The organism is Desulfovibrio sp. An276 (assembly GCF_002159665.1).
In the GTDB taxonomy this organism is placed as follows: Bacteria; Desulfobacterota; Desulfovibrionia; order Desulfovibrionales; family Desulfovibrionaceae; genus Desulfovibrio; species Desulfovibrio faecigallinarum.
On record NZ_NFJC01000003.1, the window covers coordinates 97,038 to 110,505 of the forward strand.

11 protein-coding genes are annotated in these 13,468 nt (G+C 53.5%); 4 read left to right on the forward strand and 7 right to left on the reverse strand.

Annotated elements, in window-relative coordinates; genetic code table 11:
• Positions 1 to 35: 35 nt before the first annotated feature.
• The gene (gene moaA / locus B5F76_RS03155; protein WP_087350965.1) at positions 36 to 1,052 is read right to left on the reverse strand and encodes a GTP 3',8-cyclase MoaA; all 1,017 of its coding nucleotides are present in this window, start codon (positions 1,050 to 1,052) and stop codon (positions 36 to 38) included.
• Positions 1,049 to 1,336, reverse strand: a complete 288-nt coding sequence (locus B5F76_RS03160; protein ID WP_087350969.1) for a hypothetical protein — start codon at positions 1,334 to 1,336, stop codon at positions 1,049 to 1,051. Before B5F76_RS03160 ends, moaA begins: the two co-directional genes overlap by 4 nt.
• A gap of 130 nt (positions 1,337 to 1,466) precedes the next feature.
• Here B5F76_RS03160 and B5F76_RS03165 point away from each other — a divergent pair, with 130 nt between their 5' ends.
• The 4 genes from B5F76_RS03165 to B5F76_RS03180 all read left to right on the forward strand — a co-directional run bounded on the left by B5F76_RS03165 (position 1,467) and on the right by B5F76_RS03180 (position 6,027).
• On the forward strand, positions 1,467 to 3,014 hold the full coding sequence (locus tag B5F76_RS03165) for a Na+/H+ antiporter NhaC family protein (RefSeq protein WP_087350973.1): 1,548 nt from the start codon (positions 1,467 to 1,469) through the stop codon (positions 3,012 to 3,014).
• 247 nt (positions 3,015 to 3,261) lie between these two features.
• Positions 3,262 to 3,786 carry a cyclic pyranopterin monophosphate synthase MoaC gene (moaC, locus tag B5F76_RS03170; RefSeq protein ID WP_087350976.1) on the forward strand — a complete coding sequence of 175 codons (525 nt, stop codon included), beginning with the start codon at positions 3,262 to 3,264 and terminating at the stop codon, positions 3,784 to 3,786.
• Between the two features lie 69 nt (positions 3,787 to 3,855).
• The gene (locus tag B5F76_RS03175; protein ID WP_087350979.1) at positions 3,856 to 4,551 is read left to right on the forward strand and encodes a class I SAM-dependent methyltransferase; all 696 of its coding nucleotides are present in this window, start codon (positions 3,856 to 3,858) and stop codon (positions 4,549 to 4,551) included.
• Between the two features lie 237 nt (positions 4,552 to 4,788).
• Positions 4,789 to 6,027, forward strand: a complete 1,239-nt coding sequence (locus tag B5F76_RS03180; RefSeq protein WP_087350982.1) for a molybdopterin molybdotransferase MoeA — start codon at positions 4,789 to 4,791, stop codon at positions 6,025 to 6,027.
• Positions 6,028 to 6,657: 630 nt separating this feature from the next.
• Here B5F76_RS03180 and B5F76_RS03185 read toward each other — a convergent pair.
• The 5 genes from B5F76_RS03185 to selD form a co-directional block, all read right to left on the reverse strand.
• Entirely contained in the window at positions 6,658 to 7,407 is a 750-nt protein-coding gene (locus B5F76_RS03185) for a basic amino acid ABC transporter substrate-binding protein (RefSeq protein ID WP_087350985.1), read from the reverse strand.
• 701 nt (positions 7,408 to 8,108) lie between these two features.
• Positions 8,109 to 9,791 carry an RNA-binding domain-containing protein gene (locus B5F76_RS03190; protein ID WP_087350988.1) on the reverse strand — a complete coding sequence of 561 codons (1,683 nt, stop codon included), beginning with the start codon at positions 9,789 to 9,791 and terminating at the stop codon, positions 8,109 to 8,111.
• A 137-nt stretch (positions 9,792 to 9,928) separates the two neighbouring features.
• The gene (locus tag B5F76_RS03195) at positions 9,929 to 11,269 is read right to left on the reverse strand and encodes an ATP-binding protein (protein ID WP_087350991.1); all 1,341 of its coding nucleotides are present in this window, start codon (positions 11,267 to 11,269) and stop codon (positions 9,929 to 9,931) included.
• 61 nt (positions 11,270 to 11,330) lie between these two features.
• The gene (locus B5F76_RS03200) at positions 11,331 to 12,278 is read right to left on the reverse strand and encodes an SPFH domain-containing protein (protein WP_087350994.1); all 948 of its coding nucleotides are present in this window, start codon (positions 12,276 to 12,278) and stop codon (positions 11,331 to 11,333) included.
• 66 nt (positions 12,279 to 12,344) lie between these two features.
• A complete protein-coding gene (gene selD, locus B5F76_RS03205; RefSeq protein ID WP_087350997.1) occupies positions 12,345 to 13,397 on the reverse strand; it encodes a selenide, water dikinase SelD in 1,053 nt (350 codons plus the stop codon).
• Between the last annotated feature and the right edge of the window lie 71 nt (positions 13,398 to 13,468).

Here is a 13,468-nt window from a genome sequence, read left to right on the forward strand (position 1 = left end):
TGAATTTGTGTTTGCGTGTCTGGTTCGGATCGGGATCAGCCCCCGATGCTGTCCATGGTCATGGCTGCCACTGCAGCCTTGCGCCTCTGACGCAAAAGTTCCGCGCCAACAGGCTTGTTTGCAAGGGCCCCGCGTATGACCTCTGCCACGTCCTCATCGGAAATTTTCGGATTGCGCAAAAGATCCCGCAGGGGCGTCATGGCGTCGGCAAAAAGACAGGTGCGCAAATTGCCGTCGCTTGTGATGCGCAGTCTGTTGCAACTGTCGCAAAAATGATTGGACAGGGCAGAGATAACGCCTATGCGGCCGGGATGTCCCTCCACGCTGAACATGCGGGCAGGGCCGTGATCCTTGCGTGCGTTCTCGACAGGAGTGAGATGGCCCATGGTTCCCAGTGTCTGGAGGATATCTCCTGCAGACAAAAAGCGGTCCGTTTCCCAGATGGTCTGTGCTCCCATGGGCATGAACTCTATGAAGCGCACGTCGATGGGCCAGCGTGCAGTAGCTTCAAGAAAGGCTGGAAGCTCAAGATCCGTAACTCCCTTCATGGCTACGGCGTTGATTTTCACGCGCATGCCCCTTGCGACAAGCTCGTCTATCACGGCAAGGACAGTGGCAAGCTTGTCGCTTCCGGTAATGCGCCGAAAGGTCTCGGGACTGAAGCTGTCCAGGGAAATGTTGACCGCATCCACTCTTGCACGAAAGAGCGTGTCCATGTGGGCCCCTAGAAGCGTCCCGTTTGTCGTAATCCGCAGATTGAGATCCGGAAACTCTTCCCTGAGTCCCATGATGAGGGCGTCACAGTCACGCCTTGCGAAGGGCTCGCCGCCAGTGAGGCGCACCTTGTTGATGCCAAGCCCCACAGCAATGCGCACAAGGCGGATGATTTCCTCATAACGCAAAAGCTCATTGTGATGCAGAACGGGTGTGTCTCCCAGGCCCCGGCAGTAGACGCAGTGCAGATTACAGCGATCCGTGACCGAGAAGCGCAGGTAGCTCACCGCGCGGCTTAATGAATCGGCAAGTGGCCGTGTTTTTTCCTGAACGTTCATAGCAACGGCAAGGATAGCTCTTTTCCCATTCTTGTCAAGAATCGTGACCAATTTTTTTTGAGAATACAGTGAAGATTATAAAATAAACCATTAAAATATATAGTTAATTTATTTGTCACTTTTTTGATAAAAATCGTGTCCCAATCTTCAAAAATGATGGTCATTGAGATTATTCCCCAATCAGGATGGTGTGCCGTACCTGTGTCACGAGGCATAGTCTTGCGCATGTTCGATTCTGCCCATTTGCCTTGCCCCTTTGCTCCGCTGTTATCTTTCCTTGCCATCCTCCCCCATGTCTGCCATAGTACCCCAATATCACGCCCTTGTGACAACCATCTGTGACGCTCCCCCGGGCAAGGGAAATTTTCTCGCGCATGGTTGTCACAAGGGCATCACAAAGGAAGGGTTTACTTTATGGAAGCGTACAATGCCGGATGGCTCTCCATTCTTCCCCCGGTCATAGCCATTGTCCTGGCACTGGTCACCAAGGAAGTCTTTTTTTCGCTCATGCTTGGTGTCCTGAGCGGCACCTTCATCTACGCTGTTGGCACAGGTGCCGAAAACGTTGTCATGAGCACGGTCGAGGTCGCCTTCGAGACCATGACGAAAAAGGTCGACTTCAATATCATCATCTTCTGCTCGCTGTTGGGCGCCCTTGTCTACGTGGTTTTCCTGGCAGGAGGATCGCGAGCCTATGGGCGATGGGCCAGCAAACGCATCAAGACCAAGCGGGCAGCACTCCTCTCCACCTCCGGTCTTGGCATCACCATCTTTATTGATGACTACTTCAACTGCCTGACCATCGGCACGGTCATGACCCCCGTGACGGATACCCTGAAGGTGTCCCGCGCAAAGCTCGCCTATATTATTGATGCGACCGCTGCGCCCGTGTGCATCATTGCCCCTGTCTCAAGCTGGGCAGCTGCAGTGGGCAGCTCCCTTGCTTCCACAGGCGCCTTCGAGAGCGATTTCGCTGCCTTTGTCTCGACCATTCCCTACAACTTCTACGCCCTGCTCTCCATCATCATGGTGTTTGCAGTCTGCTGTCTCAACATAGACTTTGGCCCCATGGCGAGGTCCGAGGCCAGGGCCGAACAGGGTAATCTCGGCAATGTGGGAAATTCTGCCCAAGCCGAGGCTGAAGTCTCCCAGAAGGGCACCATAGCCGAAATGGTTGTACCCATTGTCTCCCTGGTCATCTTCGCCTGTCTTGGCTTCCTCTACAACGGCGGCTACTGGGGCGATGATCCCAAGTACCACACCATAGCCGCAGCCCTTGGCAACTGCACAGCCTCCAAGGGCCTTGTGTGGGCAAGCTTTGGCGCCCTGACTGTCGCCTTCATCCAGTTTGTGCCGAGAGGCCTTGTCTCCATGAAGGCCTTCCTGGACGGCTGCATCGAGGGCATGAAGGCCATGCTGCCCGCAAACGTCATCCTGGTTCTTGCCTGGACCATCAGTGGTGTCTGCCGTGACCTTCTCTCCACCCCTGTGTTTGTGGAGCAGGCAGTCACTGGCGGTGGCCTTTCCGCAGGATTCCTCCCTGCCATTGTCTTCCTGGTGGCTGCCTTCCTGAGCTTCTCCACAGGCACTGCCTGGGGCACCTTCGGTATCCTCATTCCCATTGTGGTGCCTGTCGCCCAGGCCCTGGATCCCCAGCTTTTGGTCGTGACCCTGTCCGCCACCCTGGCAGGCTCCGTCTTTGGCGACCACAGCTCCCCCATTTCCGACACCACCATTCTTTCCAGCGCCGGTGCTGGCTGCGATCACATCGAGCACGTCTCGACGCAGCTGCCCTACGCCCTGGTCGTGGCAATCAGCTGCTTTGTGGGCTACGGCGTAGCCGGTCTCACCCAGGGAAGCCTCTTGCCCAGTTTCCTGGCAGCCCTTGTCACCCTGGCCGTGGCAGTCTTTGTCCTGCACAAGATTAGCGTGAACCGCATGCGCACAGCAGCCAACGGCTAATCCGCATCCCGCAAGTGCCCTTGGGCCTTCGCGCTGGGGCAATATCTGCAATCCATCCGGGACCTTCCTCAGTTCATCTGGGGAAGGGCCTTTTTGTCTGGACTTGGGGACAATGTCAGGGGTATTCCTTTCTGTGCGGAACACGGAAGTTTATTTTCCGGAAGCGAACGCAAAGCAGTGTTCCCGCATCCGGACGTTCCCGGACTGCCGAACAATTCAGCTACATACAGCATACGGAGTTCTATCAATGGACAACACCCTGAACAGCACACAGGAGAGTGTTCGCGACACGCACTTTTCCCACATGGACGAGAGCGGCAATGTGCAGATGGTGGACGTAGGCGCCAAGGCCAGCACCGAGCGCAAGGCCATTGCCGAGGCCATAGTCTGCCTCAACGAGCACACCATGGCACTTTTGCGCAAAAGTGCCCTTCCCAAGGGCGATGTACTCACCTGTGCCAAGATTGCCGGCATCATGGCTGCCAAGAAGACTTCCGACGTCATCCCCATGTGCCATCCGCTCTCCCTCTCTTATGCGGACATTCGCTTTCACATTGAGGGTCTGAACATACAGATCGAGTGCGAGACCAGAACCACAGGCCCGACAGGCGTGGAAATGGAGGCCATTGTGGGAGTGCAGGCTGCGGCTGCCACCATCTACGACATGTGCAAGGCTGTCCAGCGCGACATCGTGATTCGCAGGGTGCGCCTTTTGCGCAAGGAAGGCGGAAGATCCGGTATCTTCACGGCACCTGATCTTCCTCTCGACTAGCCAGGCCCTTTCCCTTTCTTCTTACCCTGGGCCGTACCCCATACTGGATTGGGCAAAAGGAGATATTCCATGTTTGTCTGGAGTGAACAGTCGCGCGCCTGGTATATAGACGCTGCGAGATCTTCTTCCTACCACAGGGAACAGGCAGCGCTTTGCGCATCCTTTCTGCACGGTCCCACCACTGTTGCCGAATTTGGCTGCGGGCCAGGTTTTCTTTCCATGGAGCTGGCAAAGCTTGGCTTTGCCACGACAGGCCTTGACACGGACGCCGGCTGCATGGACTTTGCGCGCAGGGAATCCGCCCAAAGGCATCTCGCAAACATCGTCTTTGAGGAGCGCGACGCCCTGGCTCTTGACGCAGACGCTTCCTGGGACTGTGTTGTCTGCTGCCACTTCGGGGATCTCGCTACGGATCTGGAGACGCTCCTCTCCCATACAAGGAACATCCTGCTTGCCTTTGTGCGTCGCCCGGAAGAAGAGCCCCTTGTTCCCGGACGGGAAAAGCGCAGCAAGCAGGACGCATCCTCAGTGACAGAGAGTCTTCGACAACGCGGGGCAGGTTTTGTTCGCACGGACTGCGACTTCGAGTTCGGCCAGCCCTTCGCAAGCTCGGGCGAAGCAAGGAACTTTGTGCGACACTATACGAAGAACGCCTTGTCCGACTCCGAAGCAGAAGCCTTTCTTGCGCCGCGCCTTGTCCAGACACCCTCAGGCTTCTATCTGCCCCACAAAAAAAGGCTCGCCCTCTTTGCCATCAAACCCTGATTCCGGTTATGAGCAAGACCGTGCCTTTCCTTGGATCTGGCCTCTTTCCCGGCTTTTTCCGGCAATTGACAAGGTCTGATGCTTGGCGCAAAAAAGGACAACGTACCTTCTGTTCTTTCCCGATGCGTGCGCTTTTCGTGACCTGTCGGTCTCGCGACAAACGCTCGAGCCCCTCGGAAAGATATCCCTGTCGTTTCCAGACACCCGATACGCAATGCCCACAACCGAGGCTCATCTATGACTACGCCCTACGTTGCCCACTCTCTCATTGAGGCCATGAGTGTCATAGACACTCTGCCCATCTCCATGCCGGCAGTGCACACCTTTCCCCTCACGCGCGTCATGGGCAGGGTGCTGGCCCAGAACTTCTACGCGCCTTTTGCTGTTCCGGGCTTTGTCCGCTCCCGCCTTGACGGTTTTGCTGTCCGTGTAGAGGATCTGCAGGCAGCCACTCCGGACGCCCCGGTTGGCCTCAGGGTCATAGCCACTGCCCCTGCCGGCACTTGGCCGGTTCCTCCCGTGCACTCGGGCGAGTGTGTACGCATCATGACAGGAGCCCCCATGCCGGAAGGCGCCTCTGCGGTTGTGGGCTTTGAGGACGCGAAGGTCGACGCGGACATGACGCTCTTCTCCTCCCCTGTGCAGGAAGGGTATGGCGTAGGGCAGGCCAACATCACAGCCGAGGAAGGGGAACTTCTGGCAGGACGCGGAGCCAGGGTGGACGCGGTTCTTTGTGGACGCCTGGCAAGCATAGGCACCATCAATGTTCCCGTCTTTTCTCGTCCTCGAGTGGCTGTCTTAAGCACTGGCAGCGAGCTTCTCATAAGCGGCATGCCACCGAGCCCCGGAAAAATCTACAATTCCGGACAGAGCATTCTCTGCTCCCTGCTCTACTCGGCTGGAGCCATTCCCCTGCCCTGCGGCATAGCCAGGGACGATGTGAACGCCATTGCCGAGACCATGGTTCTGGCCCTGCGCGACAACACCATGCTTGTCACCACAGGCGGTGTTGGCCATGGGGACTACGACTGCATACGCCCCGCCATGGAAAAGGCGGGAGCGCAGGTTCTCCTTGGCGGAGGCGAATTCAAGCCCGGCGGAACCTTTGCGCTGGCAAGCCTCAATGGCAAATACATCCTTTCCCTGTCCGGTTCCCCGGGATCCGCGCTCATCATCATGCATCTTCTGGGCCTGCCCCTGGTCAGACGCCTGACCTTCGACAGCAACTGGCAGGTCAGGGAAGTGGAGGTCATCCTGGCTACCCTTCCAAAGAAAAAACCACAGGGTCTGCTTACTGGTCACCTTTCCCTTGAGGGAGGCAAGGCCCTCTTCCGTCCCATGGCCATGGGCGAGCTGGAGCGCAGACCCATGGATCTGGTCATCCCCCTTTCCGGATACGAGGATCTCGAGACCATATGGGCAGAACAGCGTCCCATGCCGGCCTTCTACTGCCCCGTGTCCAATGTGCAGGCCTAAGACGCTTCCCCAATACCCGGATTTCCGGAAATCCTCGTCTGCAGAGATCAGATTTGGGTGCGGTCTCTCTCGCAAGAGGCAAGGCTCCTCACATAACCCTGCGCCAATGGAACGAGTAACACGTCCCTCATGCCGGACGTGAATTCCTGCAATGCATCCGCTGTGCTCCTGCAGGATTGCTCAAGATCAAGAGCTTGGACTGTTGTCGAGAGCATATGGTCTGCGCGCAAACGGAATGCACTCCCAAGACTGAAAGCTCTGCTCTACAGCATGGGGACATCGGCAACTTTCTGCTCATCCCGCGTGCTCGCCTTGGGAGTAGTCTTGCTCAAGATTTTCAACCTTGCGGTTGGAGAGACTGCTCCCTCACTGTACGCGTGAAAACGCCTGCGCCATTGACTGTGGCCACAAGGCAAAATGCCGAAAGCCTCTTGAGCGCAAGGCTCCCAAGGCATGACTTTTGCTACGCCCTCTCATATGGCGAATTGGACAGACAGCTGCTGACCAATTCAGATCGTCTCACGCCATCTTTCTCTTGGACGCCAAATACGGCAAATCCTCCCCTCGGGCATATCCCAAGGGGAGGATTTGTGTATTCAGGCAGCCTGAAAAGCTACTGTCTGCTGTTTATTAGTCGCCCATCCACTTCTTGACGAGCTCATCGTACTTGCCATTGGCCTTCACCTTGGCAAGACCCTCGTTCAGAATCTTCACGATGTCGGGATCCTTCTTGTTGAGGCAGAAGGCAAGCTGTTCCACTTCCTTGGTGCTGTAGGCCACGTGGAAGAGGTTTTCAAACCCCTTCTTCTTGTTGGCGTAGTAGGCAGCCACGTTGCTGTCGCAAATGACGGCGTCGATGCGGTCATTGCGCAGATCTTCCATGGCGAGACCCACATCCTCGTACTCCTTGATCTTTGCGCCAACCTTGGCCTTGTCGATAACAAAGATACCGGTGGTGCCAATCTGGCCGCCAACCTTCTTGCCCTTCAGATCAGCGAGGGAGGAGATTTTCTTGCCCCTGGGCATAACTACGGACTGGGTCACCTCATACATGGGCTCGGAGAAGATGTAGACCTTTTTCCTGTCCTCGGTGATGGTCACGGAAGAGGACACAACCTCGTACTTTCCAGCTGCAACGCCGGCAAAGATGCCGTCCCAGGCAATGTTCTGGATGTTGAACTTGATACCGGGAAGAACCTTTTCCATTTCGCGAAGCAGGTCAACGGAGAAGCCCGTGGGCTGTTTGTTGTCGTCCAGAAATTCCATGGGCGGCCACATGCAGTCGCTGGCAACGGAAATGACCCTAGTCTGCTGAGCCTGGGCCTGACCAAGGCCAAGAACCAGCACAAGACAGGTGAGAAGAAGGATTTTACGAAGCATTTCGCAAGCTCCTGTTGTAAAATTGTCACAGGGAAAAGCACGTCCTTGCCGGACATGCCCTCCGGGGCTTTTGCCGCAAAACCCGAAAAGAGCCGTTGGCCTTCCCAAAAACACGCGACGCTGGCTGTATGCCCCCAAAAGGCACAGATTCCCGGAGCTTCAGACGTCCTCACTTGTACAGAACTGCAGCCGCAAAAACAAGGATCTGTTCTGATGACCCATATTGCTACCACAGCCGTTTGCCCCCGATTCGACTAAATTTTGCAGATTATTCGACTAAATTTTTCGACATTAACATATTGATTTTATGTTATTTTTATCTTTTTAAACGACTAAATCTGCAAATTATTCGACTAATTTCGACCATGTGCGCTACTCCTCGTGTTAGAGGTGCATTGGCCTAAAGTTCTCCCGCATGGCGACCCTTCTCCATCTTTCTTCCCAATAACAGTACTTTCAAATAGTTAAGCTTCTTATCCAGAAAAACAGCAGCCGCAAAAAACAAGGAGCTCTATCGAAACCGAAACAGTACTCTGCCGTACGCAGTCTGATTCGACTAACTATTTGACTAAATTTTGCAAATTATTCGACTAAATTTTTTAGACTCAATATACTGATTTTATGTAATTTTCACCTTTTTAAACGACTAAATTTGCAAATTATTCGACTAATTTGTAGCAACGCCGCCCTATTCTGCGTCGTCACTTCTGCGAAGAGGATACCTTGCCTTGAACAAGCTCCCATATGGCAGCTTTTCCCATACCTCGGCATCTAATTTTATTTTTTGTCTTAAGAGATATCAACATGTTTCCAATTTTCCGCCTCTTTTGTTCTGCCGACAAAACTGTGCTTAGTTGTTTCAATAGTAAATCCTCTATTTCATGACGAGGTGATGGTTTAAGGCGTAGAAAGTCAATTATTTGCTGTTCATAGAATGATATTTTCTGCCCTTTTACATGCACATACTGTGCTCTATTTTCAGAAGGCGAAACTCGAGCTATCGTTTCTGAAATATGAAAATGAGGTTTTCTCCCTTCGATTAATTTTTCCTGTCGTAGATATCGTATAATTTTTTCATCATCAAAAGATAGACCTTTTTGAATACGGTTAAGAGCAAGAATATCAGATATATTAAGATCAGTTTTTTGGATTAATAAATTTGTATATGCAGAATCGATTATTTTTCCATAAATTGTCAATTTTACAGAAGAATCTGTCAGTTCATAATCTGGAAGAGGAAAATATCGTTTTGCCTGTGTCTTGTATATCTGTGATATGCCTATACCCATACTGTCTACCATATTCAATTCTGTCATTGCTTGAGAAAGGCAAGTGTTACGATATTTTCTCGGTGTGCAATTTCCTTCTATATAGTCTTTAGGCTCTCCCTCAAAAAACTCACCTTCACTATACATTTCAATTTTATCAACATACTCAGTTACTATTATTCTACTTAACAGCCGATAATTTTGATGCATAATGCAATTGTGAAGACCTTCCATAATTACATTCTTGTCATATTTGGATATTTCTATTGGCACAAGAGTGTCATTGGGAAGTATGCGCAACTGTATATTGCGAATTCTCTTGTAGAGTTCTGAGGATGTGAGATAAAATGGCAGACCAAAGTGTTCATAGGCTCTTTTCTCTCCCATTAACCTCCATGTCAATTGTGCTGGATGTGGGCTAAGATAACCAGAGACTTCCTGTTTGCCAAAAAGAAGTATTGCTGCACGTGTCAGTTGTTTTTTATGCATCAGGCGCAGTCTTCCGAGGAAATTTTCTTCAGACCAGCCCATTACTTCATCGGCATCAATTCTGTTGGCATGTTTCTGGATGAAGTCCTGACGATCCTTTTGCAGTGCGGCTGGATCCAGATCTTCAATGGAAGCTCCTTCAACGATCTGAGCAGACCAATCTTCGCCAATCGTTTGATTCCGTATTGCGTCCAGCTGATACAAATCCAGAGCTTTCAGGCTTTCTCCAGCCCGCGCATATGCATGGCCGTTTGCCAATACCGGTATCCCTTGTGGTGCCGGAGGAATTTCAAAAAGAAGAACACGATTTCCTTCTTCGCGAACTTCATAAATTTCTCTGAAGCTTATTGAACCAGTAGACTGTTTGACCTGATGTTTTAGAGAGTGCAGTTGATCATGCTGCAGACGAAAGTCTGTCCCTACGATTTGCCTGTCCTTGTTTCTTACACCAAAAACAAGCCATGCGCTCTTTACTCCCCGCAAGTTTGCCTCATTGGAAAGGGCGGAAAAATAACGATAGATTTCTGAAATCTTGTAATCCTTTGAGGCTTCCTTGAACTCGACGACCTCACTCTCCCAAGAATCAACAAGTTTATGGAGTATTTTACGCATATCTACCGATTCCATATCCTCTCCCTACAAACAATGTATTCCCTAAGACGAGACTGCTTTATGCTGTTTTTCGAGATGCACAGTACAGCCATGTATTGGCATGACATCACAAGCCCAAGAGCTCTGCCAGCGGCGACAGCATCTGCAAAAAATCATCCTGACACATCCCAGTGTCCATTGCGCTTTGCGCCAACGCGTTTGATGAGCCCAGCTTCCTTCAACTTTTTCAGTCCTACAGCAACTGTTTTCCTGCTGACCGCCAAGAGCTCAGACAGTTGCGTAACCGTATAGCCAGGATCTTCCGCCAACAACTTCATAAGTTCCTGTTCCCGATCATTCACCTTTATATTCACCTTTATATTCACCTTTTTATTCACCCGAACAACCCTGTCTTCCGGGGCGGTGAACTGTATCATAATGTCGCCCGGGTGGACCGTATATTTTGGCTGTGGCACTCCATCCTTTTGGCAGGCGGAGCAGATCTTCTCTATTCCCCGTCCCCAACTCTCGATAAAGCCCGCCAGATAGAACACATGGGCAATGTTGGGATTGTAGGGCCTTGAGGCGTGCTTGCCCATCAGGTTTTCCAGAGTCCAGTTTTCCGGCAGGCAGCCGCAGTTGGCGATATACAGCCTGTCTTCGTACACACTGACCTGTATTGGCACACCGGACTCGTACTTCTTGTGACACAGGGCGTTCAGCAGGGCTTCCCGAAGCGCTTCTTCCGGCACAAAGTAGCGTTCAATGCGCTGCATCCCCTGATAGGTGATCCTGGCCCTCATGTATTTCAGGTACACAAGCTCCACGATCCTGTCGATCTGTTCCAGAATTGAGCCATGGATCTCGTCCTGATACAGCAAGTCGGCGTCCGTCTCGAAATAGCCAATCTTTGTATAGGCGCCCAGCTGCCATTTCTCCGGATCCTTGCTGAACAGGAGCATGGCAGCGTTTGTCAGATACTCCCCGTTTGTCAGATGCAGCTTGTCCAGCAGCACATCCTTGGGCTCATCGAGAACGCTTTGCTCAATGCGTCCCTTCTTGGCTGCCCACTCCTTGAAATGCGCGACAACACTATCGTCCACATTTGCCAGTGAGAATGCAGGAAGAGGAAGATTATCCCAGGTTACACCCCGCTTGCGCAAAAGAAAGCCCTCAAGCGCAGGCCCTGTCAAAACTTGCCTCGTGCTGCCGCTGCGGTAGTAGTAGACGCCTTTGCAGGAAATGCCGATTGGGTAGGCTGGAACGTCTATTTCAATGTATTCCTTGCCATCCGCTTCCAGAAGATTGACTGCGACAACAATGCCCATGGTTTGGCGAACCTTGTTGGGAATGTCCTCCAGCAGCTTGCGGGCATTTGGAAGGCCTGTGACGTTTCCTTCGTCGTCACAGCCGAGATAGAGTTTGCCTCCCTGCGCGTTGGCGTAGCCACAGATCCATTCCAGATACACGTCCTTCCACTGGCTTTTCCACTCTACGTTCTGGCTTTCGGGCATTTGTGACCGTCCTGTTCTGCATCCCGGGAACTGGCTTCTTGCAGGCCCCAAACCACGTTTCTCAGCCCTGCGTCTTATTCAGGCCCTGGCCAGGCTTGAGCATGCCGGTCACAAGGCCGATCATGCTGCCAACACTGGCTGCGTCCGCGGGAATGATCATGGTATTGTTCTTCGCGGCAAGCTTTCCGAACTCCGCTATGTAGGCCTCAGCCAAACGAAGCTGGGCTGCGGCCACTGCGTCCCCGTCCAGCTGATCCTTGATCTTCTGCAGCCCCTCGGCCGTTGCCTGGGCTATGCGTAAAATCTGCTGTGCCTCGCCTTCAGCGCGGTTGATCTGGGCCATCTTGTCTCCCTCGGAAAGGGCAATGGCCGAGGCTCTCTGACCTTCTGCAATGTTGATGGCGCTCTGCTTCTCGCCCTCGGACTGCAAAATGACTGCCCTTTTCTCCCTCTCTGCCTTCACCTGACGCTCCATGGCCTCCATGATGCTTGAGGGCGGAGTGAGATCGCGTATCTCGTAGCGCAAGATTTTCACGCCCCAGGAGCCAGTGGCAGCATTCAAATCCGAGCAAACCTCGCTGTTGATGTGCTCCCTGCTCTCGAAGGTCTTGTCCAGGGGCATGCGGCCTATGCTGGATCTGAGCGATGTCTGGGCCAGCTGCACAGCGCCCTGGACATAGTCCGAAATGCCATAGGCGGACTTTTGCGCGTCCACAACCTGCATGTAGATGACACCGTCTATGCTCACGGACACGTTGTCCGAGGTGATGCAGGTCTGGGCAGGCACGTCCAGCACTGTTTCCTTCAGGGAGCGCACATAGGCCTTCCTGTCTATAATGGGAATGATGACGTGGAATCCGGCCAGAAGCGTTGTCCTGTACTTGCCAAGACGCTCAATGATGACGGCCTTCTGGTTGGGGACAATGACGATGCCTTTTACGAAGAAGGCTACGACAAACAGGGCCAAAAGCACAACGGTCAGGGTATCGAGAATCTGCTGCGGATCCATACATCACTCTCCTTATAGCACTGTGCCAGGCCCAGTGGCCCGGCACACACTTGTCCAATACGTTTGTCAGACGATATAGAGGGGCGCCTCTTTCTTCTCAAGGACGCTTCCCACCTCGCAGGCGAGATCGCCTCCTTCGAGCAGGAAGGCTTTCACCTCGTCCAGCTTGTCCCTGTCCACTGCCAGGAGAAGTCCCCCGGATGTCTGCGCGTCAAAAAGGACGTTTTCCAGATCCTCGTCCTTTTCGCACAGCCAACGCGTGCGGCAGGCGCAGTAGAGCTTGTTGTTGATGCTTCCACCGGGAACCAGGCCTTCGGAGGCGTATTCAATCACCTCGCCCATGAGGGGCAGGTCGTGTATGGCAAGCTCGATGGAAACGCCCGACGCCCTAGCCATTTCCAGGGCATGGCCGCCAAGGCCAAAGCCGGTGATGTCCGTGGCGCCCGAAAGCGCAAATTTCGCTATGGCCTCGCCCCCCACCCTGTTGAGCCTGCCGGACCATTTGCGGATGAGTTCCTCGGCCTCCAGGGCTCCTTCCCAGTTGGCCTTGACCGCAGTGGAAAGGATGCCCGTGCCAAGGGGCTTTGTGAGAAGCAGGCGCTGCCCCGGGCGAAGGCCTGCGTTTGTGGCAATGCGCGAGGGATCGATGACGCCGGTGACAGCTAGGCCGAACTTCATCTCGTTGTCGCGCACTGTGTGCCCGCCAGCGCTGACGCATTCGGCCTCGATCATGGCCTCCAGAGCCCCTTTGAGGACAGATTGCAAGACCTCGGGCTCGTTTGCCGCCATGTCTTCCGGAAAACAGGCTATGGACATGGCGCTCCAAGGCTTTCCGCCCATGGCGTACACGTCCGAGAGGGCATTGCAGGCAGCTATGCGGCCAAAGGAATAGCCGTCGTTGACTACGGGAGCCAAGATGTCCACTGTCTGCACAAGTGCCTTGCCGGCAGGGCAGGACACCACCACCGCATCCTCGTTGTGGGCACGCCCGGCCAATACCCTGTTTTCCAGGCTTTGCGGCATCATGTGCGCCAGGGGACTCAAAAGTTGCTCCAGACCCGCTGGAGGAAGCTTGGCTGCTCAGCCGGCAGCTGTGGCGCGCTGAAGAAGATTTTCCATGGCAAAATCTGGCGCACGCCTGGGGCACGCGCCACTCCTCCCTGAAAGCTGTTCTATTTGTTCCGGGTTGC